Annotated in this window: 22 protein-coding genes; 12 read left to right on the top strand and 10 right to left on the bottom strand. The window is 73.8% G+C overall.

Going from position 1 to position 19,520, the window contains the following annotated elements; genetic code table 11:
• The first annotated feature begins 29 nt into the window (after positions 1-29).
• Together AB0O21_RS24675 and AB0O21_RS24670 are read left to right on the top strand one after the other, a co-directional pair.
• Positions 30-698: a uracil-DNA glycosylase gene (locus AB0O21_RS24675; RefSeq protein WP_365174009.1), complete on the top strand. Its 669-nt coding sequence runs from the start codon at positions 30-32 to the stop codon at positions 696-698.
• A gap of 95 nt (positions 699-793) precedes the next feature.
• Positions 794-1,285 (top strand): hypothetical protein, encoded by a 492-nt coding sequence (locus AB0O21_RS24670; RefSeq protein ID WP_365174007.1) that lies wholly within the window; start codon positions 794-796, stop codon positions 1,283-1,285.
• A 25-nt stretch (positions 1,286-1,310) separates the two neighbouring features.
• On the opposite strand, the gene AB0O21_RS24665 is transcribed toward AB0O21_RS24670, so the two are convergent.
• The gene (locus tag AB0O21_RS24665) at positions 1,311-1,829 is read right to left on the bottom strand and encodes a hypothetical protein (RefSeq protein WP_365173960.1); all 519 of its coding nucleotides are present in this window, start codon (positions 1,827-1,829) and stop codon (positions 1,311-1,313) included.
• A 106-nt stretch (positions 1,830-1,935) separates the two neighbouring features.
• The gene (locus AB0O21_RS24660; protein WP_365173958.1) at positions 1,936-2,460 is read right to left on the bottom strand and encodes a DinB family protein; all 525 of its coding nucleotides are present in this window, start codon (positions 2,458-2,460) and stop codon (positions 1,936-1,938) included.
• An 83-nt stretch (positions 2,461-2,543) separates the two neighbouring features.
• Between AB0O21_RS24660 and AB0O21_RS24655 the strand changes: the two genes are divergently transcribed.
• Entirely contained in the window at positions 2,544-3,449 is a 906-nt protein-coding gene (locus tag AB0O21_RS24655) for a Gfo/Idh/MocA family oxidoreductase (RefSeq protein WP_365173955.1), read from the top strand.
• On the opposite strand, the gene lnt is transcribed toward AB0O21_RS24655, so the two are convergent.
• The 5 genes from lnt to AB0O21_RS24630 all read right to left on the bottom strand — a co-directional run bounded on the left by lnt (position 3,394) and on the right by AB0O21_RS24630 (position 7,463).
• Positions 3,394-4,953, bottom strand: a complete 1,560-nt coding sequence (gene lnt / locus AB0O21_RS24650) for an apolipoprotein N-acyltransferase (protein ID WP_365173952.1) — start codon at positions 4,951-4,953, stop codon at positions 3,394-3,396. The two genes, AB0O21_RS24655 and lnt, sit on opposite strands and share 56 nt — an antisense overlap.
• A gap of 26 nt (positions 4,954-4,979) precedes the next feature.
• The gene (locus AB0O21_RS24645; RefSeq protein WP_365173950.1) at positions 4,980-5,447 is read right to left on the bottom strand and encodes a nuclear transport factor 2 family protein; all 468 of its coding nucleotides are present in this window, start codon (positions 5,445-5,447) and stop codon (positions 4,980-4,982) included.
• A 69-nt stretch (positions 5,448-5,516) separates the two neighbouring features.
• Complete coding sequence (locus AB0O21_RS24640; protein ID WP_329388158.1) at positions 5,517-5,693, bottom strand: hypothetical protein; 177 nt, start codon at positions 5,691-5,693, stop codon at positions 5,517-5,519.
• Between the two features lie 114 nt (positions 5,694-5,807).
• Positions 5,808-6,686, bottom strand: a complete 879-nt coding sequence (locus tag AB0O21_RS24635) for an undecaprenyl-diphosphate phosphatase (RefSeq protein ID WP_365173947.1) — start codon at positions 6,684-6,686, stop codon at positions 5,808-5,810.
• Positions 6,687-6,734: 48 nt separating this feature from the next.
• Positions 6,735-7,463 carry a TVP38/TMEM64 family protein gene (locus AB0O21_RS24630; protein WP_365173944.1) on the bottom strand — a complete coding sequence of 243 codons (729 nt, stop codon included), beginning with the start codon at positions 7,461-7,463 and terminating at the stop codon, positions 6,735-6,737.
• Between the two features lie 49 nt (positions 7,464-7,512).
• Between AB0O21_RS24630 and AB0O21_RS24625 the strand changes: the two genes are divergently transcribed.
• From AB0O21_RS24625 to AB0O21_RS24610, 4 genes are all read left to right on the top strand, one after another.
• Positions 7,513-8,229, top strand: coding sequence for a DNA alkylation repair protein (locus tag AB0O21_RS24625; RefSeq protein WP_365173942.1), 717 nt, complete (start codon positions 7,513-7,515; stop codon positions 8,227-8,229).
• A gap of 261 nt (positions 8,230-8,490) precedes the next feature.
• Complete coding sequence (gene tuf, locus AB0O21_RS24620) at positions 8,491-9,681, top strand: elongation factor Tu (protein ID WP_365173940.1); 1,191 nt, start codon at positions 8,491-8,493, stop codon at positions 9,679-9,681.
• A 100-nt stretch (positions 9,682-9,781) separates the two neighbouring features.
• Positions 9,782-10,627 carry a patatin-like phospholipase family protein gene (locus AB0O21_RS24615; RefSeq protein ID WP_365173938.1) on the top strand — a complete coding sequence of 282 codons (846 nt, stop codon included), beginning with the start codon at positions 9,782-9,784 and terminating at the stop codon, positions 10,625-10,627.
• 78 nt (positions 10,628-10,705) lie between these two features.
• The gene (locus tag AB0O21_RS24610; protein WP_365174005.1) at positions 10,706-11,497 is read left to right on the top strand and encodes a fused MFS/spermidine synthase; all 792 of its coding nucleotides are present in this window, start codon (positions 10,706-10,708) and stop codon (positions 11,495-11,497) included.
• 50 nt (positions 11,498-11,547) lie between these two features.
• Here the strand turns inward: AB0O21_RS24610 and AB0O21_RS24605 are convergent, their stop codons facing one another.
• Both AB0O21_RS24605 and AB0O21_RS24600 read right to left on the bottom strand, forming a co-directional pair.
• Entirely contained in the window at positions 11,548-12,888 is a 1,341-nt protein-coding gene (locus AB0O21_RS24605) for an MFS transporter (RefSeq protein WP_365173936.1), read from the bottom strand.
• A 69-nt stretch (positions 12,889-12,957) separates the two neighbouring features.
• On the bottom strand, positions 12,958-13,992 hold the full coding sequence (locus AB0O21_RS24600) for a hypothetical protein (protein ID WP_365173933.1): 1,035 nt from the start codon (positions 13,990-13,992) through the stop codon (positions 12,958-12,960).
• Positions 13,993-14,088: 96 nt separating this feature from the next.
• Between AB0O21_RS24600 and AB0O21_RS24595 the strand changes: the two genes are divergently transcribed.
• From AB0O21_RS24595 to AB0O21_RS24575, 5 genes are all read left to right on the top strand, one after another.
• Positions 14,089-14,547 (top strand): DUF4442 domain-containing protein, encoded by a 459-nt coding sequence (locus tag AB0O21_RS24595; RefSeq protein ID WP_365173931.1) that lies wholly within the window; start codon positions 14,089-14,091, stop codon positions 14,545-14,547.
• A gap of 49 nt (positions 14,548-14,596) precedes the next feature.
• Complete coding sequence (locus AB0O21_RS24590) at positions 14,597-14,797, top strand: DUF2191 domain-containing protein (protein WP_365173928.1); 201 nt, start codon at positions 14,597-14,599, stop codon at positions 14,795-14,797.
• Positions 14,798-14,914: 117 nt separating this feature from the next.
• Positions 14,915-17,419: a glycoside hydrolase family 3 C-terminal domain-containing protein gene (locus tag AB0O21_RS24585; protein ID WP_365173926.1), complete on the top strand. Its 2,505-nt coding sequence runs from the start codon at positions 14,915-14,917 to the stop codon at positions 17,417-17,419.
• A 58-nt stretch (positions 17,420-17,477) separates the two neighbouring features.
• Positions 17,478-18,143: a DedA family protein gene (locus AB0O21_RS24580; RefSeq protein WP_365173924.1), complete on the top strand. Its 666-nt coding sequence runs from the start codon at positions 17,478-17,480 to the stop codon at positions 18,141-18,143.
• 5 nt (positions 18,144-18,148) lie between these two features.
• On the top strand, positions 18,149-18,847 hold the full coding sequence (locus tag AB0O21_RS24575; protein ID WP_365173922.1) for an ankyrin repeat domain-containing protein: 699 nt from the start codon (positions 18,149-18,151) through the stop codon (positions 18,845-18,847).
• 4 nt (positions 18,848-18,851) lie between these two features.
• Here the strand turns inward: AB0O21_RS24575 and AB0O21_RS24570 are convergent, their stop codons facing one another.
• Positions 18,852-19,397 carry a gamma carbonic anhydrase family protein gene (locus AB0O21_RS24570; protein WP_365173919.1) on the bottom strand — a complete coding sequence of 182 codons (546 nt, stop codon included), beginning with the start codon at positions 19,395-19,397 and terminating at the stop codon, positions 18,852-18,854.
• Between the last annotated feature and the right edge of the window lie 123 nt (positions 19,398-19,520).

Here is a 19,520-nt window from a genome sequence, read left to right as displayed (position 1 = left end):
CTTGTACCGGAGGTTGTGCCGTGACCCAGATGCTGCCCGAGTCCTGGCTCCCCGTCCTCGGCGGGGAGCTGGACCAGCCCTACTTCAAAGAGCTCACCGAGTTCGTCGAGAAGGAGCGGGCGAACGGGCCGGTCTACCCGCCCCGCGAGCAGGTTTTCGCGGCCCTGGAGGCCACTCCCTTCGAGAAGGTGAAGGTTCTGGTCCTCGGCCAGGACCCCTACCACGGAGCCGGCCAGGGCCACGGCCTGTGCTTCTCGGTGCAGCCCGGCGTGAAGACCCCGCCCTCGCTGCGCAACATCTACAAGGAGATGAAGGAGGAGCTCGGCCTCCCCATCCCCGACAACGGGTACCTGATGCCGTGGGCCGAGCAGGGCGTCCTGCTGCTCAACGCGGTGCTCACCGTCCGCGAGGCCGAGCCGAACTCGCACAAGGGCAAGGGCTGGGAGAAGTTCACCGACGCGGTGATCCGCGCCGTGTCCGACCGCCCCGACCCGGCCGTCTTCGTGCTGTGGGGCGCCTACGCCCAGAAGAAGATCCCGCTGATCGACGAGGAGCGGCACGTGGTCGTCAAGGGCGCCCACCCCTCCCCGCTGTCGGCCAAGAAGTTCTTCGGCTCCCGGCCCTTCACGCAGATCAACGAGGCCATCGCCGCCCAGGGGCATGAGCCGATCGACTGGCGGATCCCGGACCTCGGCTGACGCCACACCGCGCCTCGGCGCCATTGCCGGTGCCTCCGGCTAGCTTCTTGATGATCAGACCGGAGCAGGTCTGGCAGAGCAAGCCGGAGGCCGCGGTGACGGAGCAGCAGGAGGCGTCGGAGGACGCCGTCATGACCAGGATCGGCCAGGCGGTCATCCTGCTGCACGCCGGGGACCGCGAGGAGGCCCGCAACCGGCTCGGCGACATCTGGTCCGAGCTGGGCGAGGAGGGGGACTCCCTGCACCGCTGCACCCTCGCCCACTACATGGCCGACGCCCAGGACGACCCCGCCGACGAGCTGGCCTGGGACCTCAGGGCCCTGTCCGCCGCCGAGGCGCCGGGGGACGGGCCGCCGGTCCCCCGGGGGTTCTACCCGTCCCTCCACCTGAGCCTCGCCGACGACTACGCGCAGCTGCGCCGGCCGGAGGCCGCCAGGGTGCACCTCTCCCGGGCCCGGGCGGCCGCCGCCGCGCTGGCCGACGACGGGTACGGGAACGGCGTACGGGCCGCCATCGCCCGGCTGGAGCGGCGCCTGGCCGCCGGACCGGAGGCGGGGCCCCCGCCGTTCCCGGAGCAGTCCCCGTAGGGCCGGTGGCGGGCGCCCGGCGTCGTCAGCCGCCGTGGACGCCCGAGCAGATACGGGCCTCCGGGCTGTCCGGGTGCCAGTGGCCGTGCCGGCGGCCCAGCGCGCACACGTCGGCCGGCCGCACCGGCAGCTCCCGCATCAGCTCGCGCTCCACCGTCGCTCCGGGCCCCGGGGGATGCGGGTGGCCGGCGCCCGCGCGGCCGGGGGCGGCATCGGCGGGCTTGCGCGGCTCCGGGATGTCGGGGACCGGCGGCGGGGCCTGCGCGCTCCGCCGCGGGGACGCAGGGGCGGCGGCCGCGGAGGCGGGGGCCGTGGGCGTCGCGGACGGCTCGGGTGCCGCCTCCAGCGCCTCCAGCGCGGGCGCCTGGACGACCACCGGCGAGGCTCCGGGCCCGCCGCGCGGCTCGTGCCGCGGCGCGGACCCCGCGGCGGGGCCGGTGGCCGGCGTCCCGGGCGCGGGGCTCACATTCACACAGCCGGAGACGGCGGAGACGGCGCAGGCGACTCCGAGCAGCAGCGTTGTCGTGGTTCGGGTTGGATGCACTCACGCAACTCTGGCGGGGCGGGGACCGCGTTGGGAAACCCGGAAGCCATATTCACCCCGCACGGGTGACGGCCGGACGCCCCGCAGGACATCCGCAGGACACCCCCTAGTCGCCGGTGGCGCCGTCCACGTGCTCGCGCAGCAGGTCGGCGTGGCCGTTGTGGCGGGCGTACTCCTCGATCATGTGGGTGTAGACCCAGCGCAGGCTGAACACCTCGCCGCGGTGGTGGCTCTCGGGCCGCGAGCGCAGGTCCAGGGAACGGCCCGCGGCGGCCTGCCGCGCGAGCTCCACCTCGGTCTGCCAGACCTGCTCGGCCTCCGCCCAGGTGCCCTCGTCGGTGAAGTGGAAGTCGCCGTCCCGGTTCTCCCGGGTGGAGTACAGCTCGGGGAGGTCCTCGCCCAGCATCACCTCCCGGAACCAGTACCGCTCCACCTCCGCCATGTGCCGTACGAGACCCAGCAGGCTCAGCGCCGAAGGCGCGAGCGGGGTGCGGCGCAGCTGCTCGTCGTCGAGCCCCTCGCACTTCCAGGCGAGGGTGGACCGGTGGTAGTCGAGCCAGCCGTCCAGCATCTCCCGCTCGTCGGCGGTGGTGGCGGGCTCTTCGCGATGTGCTCCGGAGGTGATCGTCATGGGCACATCCTCGGCGAACGGGGCTGTCCGCCACCAGGGATTAAGCTGCTGGCATCCCACGAGGAACACACCAGGAGGCGCGCGTGAAGGTCGGCTGCATCGGACTCGGCGACATCGCGCAGAAGGCGTACCTGCCCGTGCTCACCACCCGGCCGGGGATCGAGCTGCACCTGCAGACGCGCACCCCCGCGACCCTGGAGCGGGTCGGCGAGATCCACCGCGTCCCGGCCGGCCGCCTGCACACCGGCCTCGACGCGCTGCTCGCCGAGGGCCTCGACGCCGCCTTCGTGCACGCCCCGACCACCGCCCACCCCGAGATCGTCGAGCGCCTCCTGGAGGCGGGCGTGCCGACCTACGTCGACAAGCCGCTCGCCTACGAGCTCGCGGACTCCGCGAAGCTCGTCGAACTGGCCGAGGAGCGCGGGGTCTCGCTCGCCGTCGGCTTCAACCGCCGCCACGCGCCCGGGTACGTGCAGTGCGCCGACCACCCGCGCGAGCTGATCGTCATGCAGAAGAACCGCGTCGGGCTCCCCGAGGACCCGCGCACCCTCGTGCTGGACGACTTCATCCACGTCGTCGATACCCTGCGGTTCCTGCTGCCCGGCGAAGCCGACCACGTCGACGTCCGGGCCGTGGTGCGCGAGGGGCTGATGCACCAGGTGGTGCTCCAGATGTCCGGTGCCGGTTTCACCGCGCTCGGGATCATGAACCGGCTCTCCGGTTCCACCGAGGAGATCCTGGAGGTGTCCGGGCAGGACACCAAGCGGCAGGTCGTCAACCTCGCGGAGGTCATCGACCACAAGGGACAGCCGACCGTCCGGCGCCGCGGGGACTGGGTGTCCGTCGCCCGCCAGCGCGGCATCGAGCAGGTCGTGGACCACTTCCTGGAGGCCGTCGCCGCGGGCAAGACGCTCAGCGCCCGGGACGCGCTGCTCACCCACGAGCTGTGCGAGCGGGTGGTGAACTCGGCTCTGGAGCAGGCCTCCTGAGCGAGCGGGCGCCCCGCGCCGCGCAGAAGGCCGTGAGCGCGGCGAGGGCCGCGCCCACCGGCCAGTCCCCGAACCGGACGTACGGGGTCGTGCCCGTCGCCAGCGGGACCTCGTACACCGCCGCCGTGCTCGCGGAGGTGGGCAGTGCCGGGCCGATCCGCTCGCCGGACGGCCCGTGCACCACGCTGACTCCCGTGAGGGTGGCGTGCACCATCGGGCGGCCGTCCTCCGCCGCCCGCAGCGCGGCCAGCGAAGCGTGCTGGGCCGGGGCCCAGCTGTCCTGGAAGGTGGACGTCGCCGACTGGGCCACGAGCAGGGACGCCCCGTCACGGGTGAGGTGCCGCGACATGTCCGGGAAGGCCGACTCGAAGCACACCAGCGGTCCGAGGCGGAGACCGCCGGGCAGGCTCATGACCACCGGGGCCTTGCCGCGCATGCGGTCCTCGTCGGCTGCCCGGCCCACCGAGGTGGCCCAGCCGAGGAGGGCGCGGGCGGGCACGTACTCCCCGAAGGGGACGAGGCGCATTTTGTCGTAGCGGTCGCCCGTGGGCCCCTGGGGGCCTATGAGCATGGAGGACTTGTAGATGCCGGGCCGGTCCGGCCCGCGGGCGTCCACATTGACCAGCAGCGGAGCCCCGACCTGCGCCGACAGGGCCGTGAGCCGCCGGGCCAGGTCGGGCCGGGCCGCCAGGTCCGCGCCGACGCTGCTCTCACCCCACACCACCAGGTCCGGCCGCTGCCCGGCCAGCGTCCGCGTCAGCCGCTCCCCGGCCGCGAACCGCAGCTCCGCGCTGTCGGGCCCGTCCGGTATCGGGCCGGGCTGTACGACGGCCACGCGCAGCCTGCCCGACACCTCGGGCCGCTCCGCCCACAGCCACACCACCCCCGTCAGCACCGCACACCCCGTCACCCCGGCCACCGCCGGGATCCGCGCCCCCGGCGCCGCCAGCAGCAGCACCAGCGCGCAGTTCACCGCCACCACCAGCAGGCTCACCAGCCACACCCCGCCCACCGAGGCCAGCCGCAGCGCGGGCGGCACCTGCCACTGGCTCGCCCCCAGCAGCCCCCACGGCCCGCCCAGCCCCTGCCAGGACCGGGCCAGCTCCGACAGCAGCCACCCGGCCGGCACGAGGACCAGCGCCGCGGCCGCCCGGCCCGCCGACGGGCGCCCGCCCAGCAACTCCCGCACCAGCAGCGCCCAGGGGATCCAGAGCACGCCCAGCAGCGCGGCCACCGGGAGCAGGAAGACGTGCAGGCTCGGCAGCAGCCAGTGGTGGACGGCCAGGATGAACCCGGCGCCGCCGAGCCAGCCCTCCCACGCCGCCCGCCGGCCGGTGGGGGCCGACCTCAGCAGCAGCATCCAGGGCACGAGGGCGGCGTACGCGAACCACCAGAGCGCGGGCGCCGGGAAGGCCAGGGCGGGCAGGGCGCCGGAGCCGACCGCGGCCGGCGCGCGCCACCCGGGGGACCACCGGGGGAACCCCCCGTTGCGTAGCGAGACCATGGGCGCCTCCGCTTCCAGTGTGGCAGTCAGGCCGAGATGTGCCGCCACTTCTCGTGCACGGTGACCCGGGTCAGCCGCCAGCCGTCGTAGGTGCGGGCGAGCGCGAAGGTGTAGCGCCCGGCGGCGACGAAATTGGGCGCGGTGACCGTCCCGTCGAACTCGTCCCCGGCGAGCCGCATCGGATTGAGGAAGTCCGCGCGCACCTCGGCACCGTCGCCGGGCGAACCGTCCACGTCCTCCAGCCGGATCAGCCGGTTCACGATGAGGTGCTGGCGCACGGGGAAGAGCTTCATGGCCTCCGCGAGCCACTCCGCGACCTCCCCGGCCGGGCCCTCCATCCCGCCCGCCGAGCTGTAGTCCGCCCGCCCGGCAGGGGTGAACAGGGCCCGGTACCGCTCCCAGTCACCGTCGTCGACGGCCACCGCGTACCCGGAGACCACCTCGTCGATCGCCAGCCGGTCCATCACCGTCGCGAGGTCCACACGCTGCGTCATCGGGACAGTGTGGGGGCGCGGGGCCGCGAGTCCAAGGGGCGTGCGCCGACGGGATCTCCGTACCGGCGGTCAGTGACCGGAATGCGCCTCCCGCTGGCGGACCACGACGAGGAACGCGTCGCTGTCCAGGTCCATCACGACCTCGGCCGGCACCCCCTCCCGCAACCGCTGCGCCGCGTACTCCTCGGCGGGCCAGCTCCCCCGTGGACTTCCGGCCGGAAACCGCTCCAGCACCACTCGACCCATGGGACACCCCCTGCTGCTTGCCTTCGACCCTCTCCAGGGAGAACGACGCGCAGGCCGCCCGGGAACGTTCCCGAACGGCCTGCGGTTCACGCGAAGCGGTGAGCGAGCCGGCGGCTACGAGCCCGATGCGCCGGCTTCCGCGCTCAGCTCGCCCATACCGAGCAGCACGTAGAGGACGATGCCCAGGGCGATGCGGTAGATCACGAACGGCATGAAGCTCTTGCTGGAGATGAACTTCATGAACCAGGCGATGACCGCGTACCCCACGAAGAAGGCGATGACCGTCGCGAAGATCGTCGGACCCCAGAAGATGTGGCCCGGCGTCTCCACCACGTCCTTGATCTCGAACGCACCCGAGGCCAGGACGGCCGGGATGGCGAGCAGGAAGGAGTAACGGGCCGCCGCCTCACGCGTGAAGCCCAGCAGCAGGCCGCCGGAGAGCGTGGCGCCGGAGCGGGAGACGCCCGGGATCAGGGCCATGGCCTGGCAGAGACCGAAGATCAGACCGTCCTTGACGCCCAGTTCCTTGAGCGTCTTGCGCTCGCGGACGGCGCGGTGCCGGCCGCCCTCCTCGTCGCGCGCGGCCAGCCGGTCGGCGACGCCGAGCACGACACCCATCACGATCAGGGTGGTGGCCGTCAGCCACAGGTTGCGAGCGGGGCCGACGATCGCGTCCTTGAAGACGAGGCCGAGGACGCCGATCGGAATCGAGCCGACGATCACCAGCCAGCCCATCTTGGCGTCCTGCTCGGAGCGCAGCGCCTTGGTGTACAGCGAGCGGAACCAGATGGAGACGATCCGCGCGATGTCCTTGCGGAAGTAGATCAGCACGGCGGCCTCGGTGCCGATCTGCGTGATGGCGGTGAAGGCCGCTCCCGGGTCGTGCCAGCCGGCGAACGCCGCGGTCAGCCGCAGGTGGGCGCTGGAGGAGATCGGGAGAAACTCCGTAAGCCCCTGGACGAGACCGAGGATTAGGGATTCGAACCAGCTCATGTCGGGGTGCGCTCGTCCTTGTGATCGTCGGGCAGTTCGCCCCCGATGCTAGGGCCCGTGTGGAGTAGCGGTGACCACTGGGGGGTGCTGGGGCGTCAGCTCGTACGCCGCTCCGTGGATCCGGGGTGGTGCCAGGCGGTGCCGCTTGCGCCAGGCCACCGCGCCCGCACCCGCCACCGAGACGACGATGAAGCCGAACGAGACGAGGAAGGCGGGCGAACCGGGGGAGGAGGCGTTGGCGCCCGCGATCACGTACGCCGCGGTGTTGGGGACGACCCCGACCGCCGTGGCGAGGAGGAAGGGCAGCCAGCCGCAGCGGGACACCGCCGCGCAGTAGTTGGCCACCGCGAACGGCACTCCCGGGAAGATCCGGACGGCGAGCATCGAGCGGAAGCCGTGCCGGCTGAGCTGCCCGTCGGCCGCCTGGATCCAGCGCCCGCGCAGCAGCGGACGCAGCGCCTCCTGGCCCAGCACCCGGCCGAGGCCGAAGGAGATCCCGGCGCCCAGGACCGTGCCGGCGACCGCCGCGACCAGGCCCGCCTGGCTGCCGAAGACCGCCCCGGCGGCGAGGTTGAGCAGGGGGCGCGGAACGAACGCCGCCGTGCACACCCCGTACACGGCCGCGAACAGCACCACCGCCGTGCCCATCGGAAGCCCCGGCGGCCAGCCCTCCGAGAGGAGCCGCTGGGGCTCGTACAGCAGCACGCACACGCCGGCCGCCACGAGCAGCACGACGAGCAGCGACAGCCGGGCCCATGGCGCGAGGAGGAGGGACATCCCGGGAGAGTAACCGACCTTCGCGGCATCGCGCCGTAATCTGGGCCTCATGCTGTCGAACGACCGGCGACCCCCGAGGGTTCCCCGCACCACCCTCGCGGACACCCTCCTGGAGCGGCTGACCGGCACGTACGCGCAGGCCGCCGATCCCGTGCGGGCCAAGGCCATGGCCGCGTACATGAAGGACGTCGCACCCTTCCTCGGCATCCCCACCCCACAGCGCCGCGAACTGTCCAAGGCGGTGACCAAGGACACCCCCCGGCCCTCGGAATCCGACTGTGCGGCGCTCGCCCTCGGCTGCTGGCGGCTCCCGGAGCGCGAGTACCAGTACTTCGCGGTCGACTACCTGCGCCGCCACGTCTCCCGCTGCTCCTCCGGCTTCCTGCCCGTCGTGCGGCACCTGATCGTCACCGTCCCCTGGTGGGACACCGTGGACCTGCTGGCCGCGCACACCGTCGGCCCGCTGGTGGCCGCCGACCCGGCGCCGGCGGCCGTCATGGACGAGTGGATCGGGGACGAGGACCTCTGGCTCGCCCGCACCGCCCTCCTGCACCAGCTCCGCTACAAGGACGCCACCGACGCCGACCGGCTCTTCGCCTACTGCCGCCGCCAGGCCGGGCACCCCGACTTCTTCCTGCGCAAGGCGATCGGCTGGGCCCTGCGCGAGTACGCGAAGACGGACCCCGGGGCGGTGCGCGCCTTCGTCGAGGCCGAACGCGGCTCGCTGTCACCGCTGTCCGTGCGCGAGGCGCTCAAGAACCTCTGACGGCGCGGTAATTCGTTCGACGGACCCGGGCCGGTCGGGCAGTATCAGGGCCATGTCCCGGTTCGCCTTCTCCGTCGCACCGTCCGCAGTCGCGGACGCGCCGAAGGCTGCCGTCCTCGCAGAGGCGTTCGAGGCATTCCCCTTCGCCGCATTCGACGGCGCACGAAGCTGACCCTTCCCGGATCGTCCGGCGGACCCCGCAGGGGGAGGGTCGGCTGGATCCAGGGGTCCCGTTCCGGCTTCGAGCTACGGGAAGAAATCATGGCCAAGACGGCCTTCGTGCGGACCAAGCCGCACCTCAACATCGGCACCATGGGTCACGTCGACCACGGCAAGACCACCCTCACCGCCGCCATCACCAAGGTCCTCGCCGAGCGCGGGGGCGCCTCCTTCGTGCCCTTCGACCGCATCGACCGGGCCCCCGAGGAGGCCCGGCGCGGGATCACCATCAACCTCACGCACGTCGAGTACGAGACCGGCACCCGCCACTACGCCCACGTCGACATGCCAGGGCACGCCGACTACATCAAGAACATGGTGACGGGCGCCGCCCAGCTCGACGGCGCGATCCTCGTCGTCTCCGCGCTCGACGGGGTCATGCCGCAGACCGCCGAGCACGTGCTCCTCGCCCGGCAGGTCGGCGTCGACCACATCGTCGTCGCCCTCAACAAGGCCGACGCCGGGGACCCCGAGCTGACCGACCTGGTCGAGCTGGAGGTCCGCGAGCTGCTCACCGCGCACGGCTACGGCGGTGACGGCACCCCGGTCGTACGGGTCTCCGGACTCGGGGCGCTGGAGGGCGACCCGCGGTGGACCGGGGCGATCGAGGCGCTGCTGGACGCGGTGGACACGTACGTGCCGACACCGGTGCGGTACACGGAGGCCCCGTTCCTGCTGCCGGTGGAGAACGTGCTGACGATCACCGGCCGCGGCACCGTGGTGACCGGCGCCGTCGAGCGCGGGACCGTCCGGATCGGCGACCGCGTGAGCGTGCTCGGCGACGGCGGCGGATCCGGCGGGCCCGTCGAGACGGTCGTCACCGGCCTGGAGACCTTCGGCAAGCCGATGGAGTCCGCGGAGGCGGGTGACAACGTGGCGCTGCTGCTGCGCGGGGTGCCGCGCGACGGGGTGCGCCGCGGGCACGTCGTGGCCGCTCCGGGCAGCGTGACGCCGAAGCGCCGGTTCACCGCGCAGGTGTACGTGCTCTCCGGGCGCGAGGGAGGCCGTACGACGCCGGTGGCCACCGGCTACCGGCCGCAGTTCTACATCCGCACCGCCGACGTGGTGGGGGACGTGGACCTGGGGGTGGCCGGCCTGGCCCGGCCGGGGGAGACGGTCACGATGACCGTCGAGCTCGGGCGGGACGTCCCGTTGGAGTCGGGGCTCGGCTTCGCGATCCGCGAGGGCGGGCGGACGGTCGGGGCGGGCACGGTGACGGCGGTGCTGGGCTGACCGCTGTCCGGGCCGGTTGATCAGGCCCCCTCTGTGGTGACGGCCGGCCTGCTGCGGCAGACTGCCGTCACCACAGGCATGCGCGGAGGGGTGGGCTGCGATGGGCGGCGATACGGCACTGGTGCTCGGCGGCGGCGGACTGACCGGCGTCGGCTGGGAGTGCGGGATCCTGTACGGGCTCGCCCGCGCGGGGGTCGACCTCACGACCGCCGACCTCGTGGTCGGCACCTCCGCCGGTTCGCTGGTCGGCGCCCAGCTCACCTCCGGACTGCTCTCCCCGCAGGAGCTGTACGAGCGCCAGCTCGGCGCCGCCACCGGGGAGGCCGCCGCGAAGCTGGGGGCGGGCGTCATCGCCCGGTACGCCCTCGCGATGGTGCGCTCGCGCGACTCGACCGCCTACCGGCAGCGGGTCGGTGCTCTCGCCCTGGCCGCCGACACGGGGGTGGAGGCCGATCGGCGCGAGGTGTTCGCCGCCCGGCTGGTCTCGCACGAATGGCCCGAGCGGCGCTTGGTGGTCACCGCCGTCGACGCGCTCACCGGCGAGCCGGCCGACTTCGACAAGGAGAGCGGGGCCGGGCTCGTCGACGCGGTCTCGGCGAGCTGCGCGGTGCCGGGGGTGTGGCCGCCCGTGACGGTGGGCGGACGCCGCTTCATCGACGGCGGAATCCGCTCCGCCACCAACGCCGACCTGGCGGCCGGCTGCGCCCGCGTGGTGATCATCGCGCCGATCTCGCTCGGCTCCGGCCTGGTCCCCTCGCCCGCCGCGCAGGCCGCGCGCCTGCGGGCGGCGGGGGCGCGGGTGCTGGTGATCACCCCGTCGGCGGCGGCCCGCAAGGTCTTCGGGCGCAACGTCCTGGACCCGGCCCGGCGCGACCCGGCGGCCCGGGCGGGCCTGGCGCAGGCCGCGGAGCACGCCGCCGAGGCCGCGGCGGTGTGGACGGGCTGAGCCCGGCCCGACAATGGTGGGGTGAGCGACGAACAGATCCCGGTGATCCGGGAAGTGGGCCAGGGCACCGCCAAGCTGATGCCGGACGTGGACCGGGAGCGGGCCTGGCTGCTGACCGTCGACGGGGCGCCGCAGTCGTACGTGGACCTCGATGATCCGCTGCACCTGGAGTTCGAGTACGTACGCCGCCTCGCGCACGTCCTGGACTGCGCGGCGGAGCCGGGGGCGGCGCTGGACCTGCTGCACCTCGGCGGCGGCGCGCTGACCCTTCCGCGGTACGCGGCCGCGACCCGGGCGGGCTCCCGGCAGGCGGTCGTCGAGTTCGACGCGGGCCTGGTGGAGCTGGTCGCCGGGCACCTGCCGCTGCCGGAGGGCTGCGGGGTCACGGTGCACGCCGCCGACGCCCGGGCCTGGCTTGAGGCGGCGCCGGCGCGGAGCGCGGACGTGATCGTGGCCGATGTGTTCGGCGGCTCGCGGGTGCCGGCCCAGCTGACGTCGGTGGAGTACGCGCGGGAGGCCGCGCGGGTGCTGCGGCCCGGGGGGCTGTACGCGGCGAACCTGGCGGACGGGGCGCCGTTCGACTTCCTGCGGGCCCAACTGGCGAACTTCGGCGAAGCCTTCGCGGGGCTGGCGCTGATCGCGGAGCCGGCGGTGCTGCGGGGGCGGCGGTTCGGGAACGCGGTGCTGCTCGCCTCCGACGCTCCGCTGGAGGTGGGGGTGCTGGCCCGGCTGTGCGCGGGCGACGCGTTTCCCGCCAGGGTGGAGTTCGGGGACGGGCTGGCCCGCTTCGTGCGGGGGGCGCGGCCGGTGGCCGATGCCGACGCCGCTGCGTCCCCGGCCCCGCCGGAGGGCGCGTTCAGCCTGGGGTGAGCGGGCGGGTGCGGCGCCGCGTCCTGGGGCTCCGCCCCAGACCCCGCGCCTCAAACGCCGGCGGGGCTGGATTCCGGCTGATGCCGTCCGCCGGGCCCGGCCGGGTCGCCCGCGGGGCGGTTCGAGCCCGGCCCGGACTCCACGTGCTCCCGGCGGGTCAGGTGGCGCACGTCCGGGATCACGAGGACCAGGGCCGTGGCCAGCACGACCAGTGCCGCGCAGCCCCACAGCGACGGGGTGCGGCCGAAGGCCGATTCGGCCGGGCCCGCCAGGGCGGTGGCCAGCGGGAGCATCGACAGCGAGCCGAACCAGTCGTAGGCGGAGACCCGGGAGAACTTGTCCTCCGGGATCTCCTGGTGCAGGGTCGTCATCCAGTTCACGCCGAACACCTCGATGGCCACGCCGCTCACCAGCATCACCGCGCACAGCCCCCACACCGGCAGCGGCACGGCCAGACCGGCCGACGGCAGCGCGAGCGGGAACACGCACAGGGTGCCGGTCAGCAGCAGCCTGCGCGGCTTCCACCTCATCATCAGGACCGCTCCGCCGATGGTCCCCACCCCGAAGCAGGCCAGTGCCAAGCCCCACGGCGCCGCGCCGCCGAGCCGTTCCCGGGCGATCAGGGGACCGTAGACCGCCTCGGCGGCGCCCACGACGGCCATGACCACGGAGAACTGGAGCACGATGCTCCACAGCCAGGGGCGGGTACGGACCTCCACCCAGCCCTCGCGCAGATCGGCCAGCATGCCGCCGCCGGGAGCCCGTCCGGTGGTGGGGGCGACGTGCAGGAAGGCGCGCAGCGCGCCCGCGACCGCGAAGGCGGCCGCGTCCACGGCCAGCACCCAGCCCGGTCCGACTGCGGCGATCATCGCGCCGCCGAGGGCCGCGCCGCCGATGCCGGCGCCGTTCATCGCCATCCGGAAGAGCGCGAAGGCGCGGTTGGCGTGCTCGCCGGAGACGGTGGCCAGCAGCATGCCTTCGGCCGCGGGGTTGAAGAAGGCCGTGCCGGTGCCGCACAGGGCGGTCAGCAGCATCATCTGCCACAGCTGCGGTTCCCCGGAGAGGACGAGCACGGCGAAGGCGGCCTGGGACAGGCAGTTGAGGGCGTTGGCCGCGACCATCACGCGGTGGCGCGGCAACCGGTCGGCGATCGCGCCGCCGATGAGCAGGAAGAGGACGAGCGGCAGCGTACGGGCGGCGGCGACCAGGCCGACGTCGCCCGTGGATCCCCCCGCCTCGATCACCGCGTAGGCGGCGGCGATGAGCGCTCCGTGACTGCCGAGGTTCGTGACGACCGCCGCGCTCGTCAGCAGCGTGTAGTTGCGGCCGGCCCACTCGGGGCGGCGGCGGCGTGCGGGCGTACGGGCGGAGGCGGTGCGGGGAGAGCTCACCACCGGACTATCCCCGCCCCGGGCCGAGAATCCAAACGGATTGTCGGACCGGGACCGGGGTGAGGTACGTCAGCTCGCGGGGGTGAGGCGGACCGTGCTGAGGATCTTCTCCATCGTGTCCTGCTTGACCTCGTCCGGGACGCCTGCGGCGCTGTAGAGGACCCAGGACGAGAAGTCACCGTTCGTGGTCTTGAAGCTGAAGGCGATGGACTTGCCGTCGGAGGAGCACTTGTTCGGCTTCGGCAGGCCGCTCACGGTCGCCGTCGCCATGTGGCCCTTGAGGCCGGAGAGCGTGGTGTACTCCTTGGCCTCGGAGATCTTGGTGACCTCGATGGGATGCGGCTGCCCGTACCCGCCGTACGCCCAGCTGCCGGCCGCGTTGCGCGAGAGCTCAGCGGTGTCCTTCGCGCCCTGGCCGCCCTTGGTGCCGGTGCCGGCCAGCGAGGTCTTCTCCTCGCGGCCGTCCCCGTTGGAGTCGACCTTGCACCACTCTTCCTTGAGGTAGGCCGGTGCGGACATCATGACGAAGGCCGAGCCGTCCTTCTTGGCCTCGTCCTCGAAGCCCACGGACATGCCGGAGCCGAGCACCTTCCACTCCGGCGGGACGTCGAAGGCGGTGCCGTACTTGGGGTTGATCACGACCTTCCAGCCCGGCACGACGGGCTGGACGTCGCCGCCCGCACGCGGGTTCGCGCTGCTGCCGGCCGGGGCGGGCGCGGTGGTGGCGGGCGCCGAGGAGGAGGTGGCGGGCTTGCCGTCGGCCTCGTCGGTCTTCTTGTCGTCCCGCGTGAGGACGAACGCGCCGGTGGCCGCGGCCGCCACGATGACCGCGGTTGCCGAGACGATGGCCACCGTCTTGGTCTGGAAGGGGCTCCCGCCGCCCTGGGGCCGTGCGGGCGGCTGGGGCTGGCCCCACTGCTGGCCGGGAACGACGGTCGGGGGCTGCTCGTACCCGGGCTGCTGGTACCCGGGCTGCTGCGGGTATCCGTAACCGGGCTGCTGCTGGTACGGGTTCGGCTGCCCCGGCTGCTGCTGGTACGGGTTCTGTTGTGCGCCTTGGGGGTTCTGTTCGCCCCCGGGCGGCTGCTGCTGTCCTGGCCACATGGCCGGTAACGATAGTGGGAGGGGACTCCGTGGGCCACGGCCGCCCCCGGCCTGGGTCTGGCCAATCGTGCTTACTCGCGGGTAACATCGCTTTTCATGAGCGCAGATCAGATGAACGTGGGCGAACTGCTCGCCGCGACCGTGCCGATGGCCCGCACCCTGAACCTCCAGTTCCTGGAGACCACCCCCGAGCGCGCGGTCGTCCGCCTCCCGGACCAGCCCGACTACCACAACCACGTCGGCGGCCCGCACGCCGGCGCCATGTTCACCCTCGCCGAATCGGCGAGCGGCGCCATCGTCCTGGCCGCCTTCGGCGACCAGCTCTCGCGCGCCGTCCCCCTCGCGGTGAAGGCCGAGATCGGCTACAAGAAGCTCGCCAAGGGCGTCGTGACCGCCACCGCCACCCTCGGCCGCCCCGCCGCGGAGGTCATCGCCGAACTCGACGCGGGCGGCCGCCCCGAGTTCCCGGTGACCATCGCCATCCAGCGCGAGGACGAGGCCGTGACGGGCGAGATGACCGTGGTCTGGACGCTGCGTCCCAACGCCACGGCGTAGTGCGCCCACTGCCGCTAGAGTCCCTCGCACGACGATGGAGGGAGTGCCCGTGGCCAAGATCGACATCAGCCTCGACGCAGAGCTCGTGGTGGAGGTGATGGTCCTCGCCGGGGTCGGGTCGCCGCAGGACGCCGTGGAGGCCGTCGTACGGGACTACATCGCGCGCGGGCACCGCACCGAGGCCCGGGTGCAGCTCCGGGAAGAGGCCGAGCGGAACGTGGACAGCCTGCCTCCGCCGCCGCAGGGCTGAAACTCGGCGGGCCCGGTGGCGCGTCTCGGCGGGACCCGCCGGTGCCCGGCGCACAGTGGGCGGGGGAGCGGCCCGGCGCGGGGCCGCTCCCGCCGACCCACGCCGCAGGGAGCGCCCATGAGCGAGGCCGTGTCCAGACGTACGGTGATGCGGCTGCTCGGAGCGGCGGGAGCGATGGGTGCGGCGGGCGGCTGCGTGGCCACCGTGCCCCCGGGCGCGGGGCTCCGCAAGGCCTCGCCCGCGCCCGCGGCGCCCGCCGCGGAACCCGGCGGCACCGCCCGGATCGACGCCCTGCTGGAGCGGCTCACCCTCGACGAGAAGACCGCCCTGCTGCACGGCGCCCAGGACCCCGCCCCGCTCGGCCAGGCCGGCTACGTGCCCGGCGTACCGCGCCTGGGCATCCCCGCGCTGCGCCTCGCCGACGGGCCCGCCGGCGTACGGGTCGGCAAACCCGCCACCGCGCTGCCCGCGCCGGTCATGCTGGCCTCCGCCTTCGACCCGGCGCTCGCCCGCGAGTACGGCAGGGCCCTCGGGCGAGAGGGCCGGGCACTCGGCCAGGACGTACTGCTCTCGCCCATGGCCAACCTCATCCGCACCCCGTACGCGGGCCGGAACTTCGAGACCTTCGCCGAGGACCCCCGGCTGACCGCCGACCTGGTCGGCGAGGTGGTCCGCGGGATCCAGGACGAGGGACTCATCGCCACCGTCAAGCACTTCGCCCTCAACAACCAGGAGCGCGGCCGCGACACCGTCGACGTGATCGCCGCCGAACAGACCCTGCACGAGACCGAGCTGCGGGGCTTCGAGGCCGCGGTGACCGCCGGCGCGGGCGCGGTGATGGGCGCCTACAACAAGGTCAACGGGGTCTACGCCTGCGAGAGCAAGCCGCTGCTCGACGAACTGCTGCGCGAGGCCTGGGGGTTCGACGGCTGGGTGATGTCCGACTGGGACGCCGCCCACAGCACCGTCGCCGCCATCGGCGCCGGGCTCGACATGGAGATGCCCGGCGGCACCCACTACGGCGGCCCGCTGCGCCAGGCCGTGCGCGGCGGCTCCGTGCCGGAGGCCTTCGTCGACCTCGCCGTACACCGGATCCTGACCACCATGGACCGCTTCGGGCTGCTCGCGGCCCGGCCCGCCGCCCGGCCCCCGCGCGACGCCGCCGCCGGGGCCCGGCTCGCCCGCAAGGTGGCGACCGCCGGCGCGGTGCTGCTGCGCAACGAACACGGCACCCTGCCGCTGACCGGCGCCGCCGCCCGCTCCATCGCCGTGATCGGGCCCACCGGCCAGGTCCCGTTCGTCAGCGGCGGCGGCAGCGCGCACGTGGTCCCCGACGGGGCGGCCGCCCCGCTCACCGCCATCAGGCAGCGCGCCGGGAAGGGCTCGACCGTCCGCTACGCCCTCGGCGAGGACCTCTACGGGCGCCCGCTGCCCGCGAAGCTGCTCACCCCGGCCGCCGACCTGGACGACCGGAGCGTGGAGGCCGGGCGGAGCTGGAACCACGCGGGCGAGTTCCGGCTCGCCGAGGAGGACGAGTGGACCCTGCTCGTCCACTACACCGGGCAGCGGCCCGTCGTACGCCTCGACGGCGAGGAGCTGTTCCCGGTGCGCCAAGGGGCGGCCGAGCGCTTCGCGGGCGGACTCGTCGGCGCCGCCCCCGACGGGATGAACGTGCGCCGCCGCACCCTCGTCCTCAAGGCCGGCACCCACCGGCTCGCCGTCACCGCGCGGGGCGGGGCCAAGGGGCAGAGGTTCCGGCTCCGGCACACCACGAAGGCGACCCGGGCCGCCGATGTCGCCGAGGCGGTGCGCACCGCCAAGGCGGCGCACAGCGTGGTCCTCTTCGCCTACGAGGACTCCACCGAAGGCAGCGACCGCACCTCCCTGGCGCTCCCGGGCGGACAGGCCCGGCTCATCGAGGCCGTCGCCGCGGCGAACCCGCGCACCACCGTCGTACTCAACACCTCCTCCAGTACGACCATGCCGTGGCTCCCGCGCACCGGAGCGGTCCTCCAGATGTACTACCCGGGCCAGGAGGGCGCGGGCGCGACCGCCGACGTCCTCTTCGGGGACGCGGACCCGGGCGGCCGGCTCACCCAGACGTTTCCGGCCGACGAGCAGGCCACCCCGGTCGGCGGGGACCCGGCCCGGTACCCGGGCGTGGGCGGCCGGCAGGAGTACACCGAGGGCGTCCACGTCGGCCACCGCTGGTACGACGCGCAGCAGGTGGCCCCGCTGTTCCCCTTCGGGCACGGGCTCTCGTACACGACCTGGCAGTACGAGAAGCTGACGGTCAGAGCGGAGCGGGGAGGCCTGCGCGTGGAGTTCACCGTCCGCAACACCGGCCGCCGCAAGGGCACCGAGGTGGCCCAGGTGTACGTCGGCCCGTCCCCCGAGCTGAGCCTCGACCAACCGGTGCGCGCCCTGGCCGGCTACCGGCGGCTCACCCTCGCGCCGGGCGCGGCGGAGCGGGTCACCGTCGACGTGGACGCCCGGACGCTGTCGTCGTGGGATCCGGAGCGGCGGACCTGGGTGCTGGGTTCCGGTCGCCGGGAGGTGTTCGCCGGTCGTTCCTCCCGCGAACTGCCGCTGAGGGCGAAGGCTGTGGTGAGGAGCCGATAGGCTGCCCGTTCGGCGTGTCACAGGGGGCGCGCCGGGGACGACTCGGGAGGACGTACCGGTGGACATCCAGGAATGGCTGGAGACGATCCCCGCGGTCAGCATCTATCTCTTGGTGGGTCTGGTCATCGGACTCGAGAGCCTCGGCATCCCGCTGCCCGGGGAGATCATCCTGGTCAGCTCGGCACTGCTGGCCTCCCAGCACGGGGACATCGACCCGGTGGTGCTGGGCATCTGCGCGATCACGGGAGCGATCGTCGGCGACTCGATCGGCTACGCGATCGGACGCCGCGGCGGCAAGCCCCTGCTGGAGAAGCTGGGCCGCCGCTTCCCCAAGCACTTCGGGCCGGAGCACGTGGCCGTGGCGGAACGCTCCTTCGAGAAGTGGGGCATGTGGGCCGTCTTCTTCGGGCGGTTCGTGGCCCTGCTGCGGATCTTCGCCGGGCCGCTGGCGGGCGTGCTGCACATGCCGTACTGGAAGTTCCTGATCGCCAACGTCTTCGGCGGCATCCTCTGGGCGGGCGGCACCACGGCCGTCATCTACTCGGTCGGGATCGTCGCGGAGCCGTGGCTGAAGCGGTTCTCCTGGGCGGCGCTCGCGCTCGCCGTGGTGTTCGGGCTCGTGGTGACGCTGGTGGTGCGCAGCCGGATGAAGAAGGCGGCCGCGGCGGTGACCGGGGGCGGCGTCCCCGCACAGGCCGAGGCCCGAGTGCCGGTCGGCGAGTGACGGCGGTGGAGCGACCGGAAGGCGACTGGTCGAACGAGGGCCGGACGGACCACTACCTCGCGCTGGCGAACGGGCTGGGGCGGGCGGCGGAGGCCGGCGACGCGGAGCTGGTGCGGCGCCTGCTCGCCGAGGGGGCCGAGGTCGACGCCTGGGTGGTCGGGGGCCGCAGGGCACTGGACCTCGCCGTGTGCGCCGGGCACGCGGAGGCCGTCCGCCTCCTCCTCGCGGCGGGCGCCGACCCCCTGCTCGACGCCGGCCCGTACAACGAGACGACGCCGATGGCCCTCGCGGCGATGAACGGGCACACCGAAGCCGCTCGGGCCCTGCTGGACGCGGGAGCCCCGCCGGGCGGCCCCGCCGGGGGGCTGTGCTACGTACCGCTGGTCCTGGCGGCCACGTCCCTGGACAGCGGGAACCCGGACCTCGTCGACCTGCTGCTGGACCGGGGCGCCGACATCGAGGAGCGGATGAAGGACTGCACCGCACTCGACTGGGCCGCCAACTGGGGCTTCCCGGCCACGGTGGAGCGGCTGCTCGCGCGGGGCGCCGCCGTCACCGAGCGGACCGTGCGGGAAGGGCGGGCGGGGCAGCTGCGCACCGCCCGCGAGGAGACGTCCTCCCGTGGCTGGCCGGGCCCCGGGCCGCGCAGCCACGACTACAGGGCCGTCAGGGCCCTGCTGCTGGCGGCGTGGGAGTCCCGCTAGCGGACTACGCCTCCGGGGTCACCGAGGCGCGGTGCTGCTTGGCCAGTTCCACGTACATCTGGGCGTTGATCCGGATGTGCTCGCGCTCCTCCTCGGTCAGCTCGCGTCGCACCTTGGCGGGTACGCCCGCGACCAGCGAGCCGGGCGGGACCACCATGCCCTGCGGGACCAGCGCCTGCGCGGCCACCAGGGAGCCCGCGCCGATCACGGCGCCGTTCAGGACGGTGGCGCCCATGCCGATCAGGCAGTCGTCCTCGACCGTGCAGCCGTGCACGACCGCGTTGTGGCCGATGGACACGCGCTCGCCGATCGAGACGGGGAAGCCGGGGTCCACGTGGATCGTGCAGTTGTCCTGCACGTTGCTGTCCGCGCCGAGGGCGATCGGGCCGCAGTCGGCGCGCAGCACCGCCGAGTACCAGATGCTCGCGCCGGCGCCGAGGGTGACGTCGCCGACCACGACGGAGGTGGGCGCGGTGAAGGCCGTCGGGTCGATGTCGGGGTTCTTGCCGCCGACGCCCGCCACGAGTGCTTGGGCCGCCTGGTACGTCATGTTCTCTTCCTTCGTCTCTCCGGATGCCGCTGCCGCGCTCACAGCACCGTAGGGCACGCAGGCCCCCGCACCCGCGATGGGGTGAAGATCACAGGATCGCGGCCCCGACGGGCGCCGCCCGGC

It is taken from the genome of Streptomyces sp. NPDC091371 (genome assembly GCF_040684275.1).
GTDB lineage: Bacteria > Actinomycetota > Actinomycetes > Streptomycetales > Streptomycetaceae > Streptomyces.
This window is presented reverse-complemented; position numbering and strand designations above follow the sequence as displayed.

Coding starts and splice junctions, on each gene's coding strand:
- AB0O21_RS24660 (WP_365173958.1), bottom strand. CDS start 2,460: ATGACGATCACCTCCGGAGCACATCGCGAAGAGCCCGCCACCACCGCC.
- AB0O21_RS24625 (WP_365173942.1), top strand. CDS start 7,513: ATGCTGTCGAACGACCGGCGACCCCCGAGGGTTCCCCGCACCACCCTC.
- AB0O21_RS24595 (WP_365173931.1), top strand. CDS start 14,089: ATGAGCGCAGATCAGATGAACGTGGGCGAACTGCTCGCCGCGACCGTG.
- AB0O21_RS24585 (WP_365173926.1), top strand. CDS start 14,915: ATGAGCGAGGCCGTGTCCAGACGTACGGTGATGCGGCTGCTCGGAGCG.
- AB0O21_RS24570 (WP_365173919.1), bottom strand. CDS start 19,397: ATGACGTACCAGGCGGCCCAAGCACTCGTGGCGGGCGTCGGCGGCAAG.
- AB0O21_RS24630 (WP_365173944.1), bottom strand. CDS start 7,463: ATGTCCCTCCTCCTCGCGCCATGGGCCCGGCTGTCGCTGCTCGTCGTG.
- AB0O21_RS24645 (WP_365173950.1), bottom strand. CDS start 5,447: ATGACGCAGCGTGTGGACCTCGCGACGGTGATGGACCGGCTGGCGATC.
- AB0O21_RS24675 (WP_365174009.1), top strand. CDS start 30: ATGCTGCCCGAGTCCTGGCTCCCCGTCCTCGGCGGGGAGCTGGACCAG.
- AB0O21_RS24640 (WP_329388158.1), bottom strand. CDS start 5,693: ATGGGTCGAGTGGTGCTGGAGCGGTTTCCGGCCGGAAGTCCACGGGGG.
- AB0O21_RS24615 (WP_365173938.1), top strand. CDS start 9,782: ATGGGCGGCGATACGGCACTGGTGCTCGGCGGCGGCGGACTGACCGGC.
- lnt (WP_365173952.1), bottom strand. CDS start 4,953: ATGGTCTCGCTACGCAACGGGGGGTTCCCCCGGTGGTCCCCCGGGTGG.
- AB0O21_RS24635 (WP_365173947.1), bottom strand. CDS start 6,686: ATGAGCTGGTTCGAATCCCTAATCCTCGGTCTCGTCCAGGGGCTTACG.
- AB0O21_RS24610 (WP_365174005.1), top strand. CDS start 10,706: ATGCCGGACGTGGACCGGGAGCGGGCCTGGCTGCTGACCGTCGACGGG.
- tuf (WP_365173940.1), top strand. CDS start 8,491: ATGGCCAAGACGGCCTTCGTGCGGACCAAGCCGCACCTCAACATCGGC.
- AB0O21_RS24600 (WP_365173933.1), bottom strand. CDS start 13,992: ATGTGGCCAGGACAGCAGCAGCCGCCCGGGGGCGAACAGAACCCCCAA.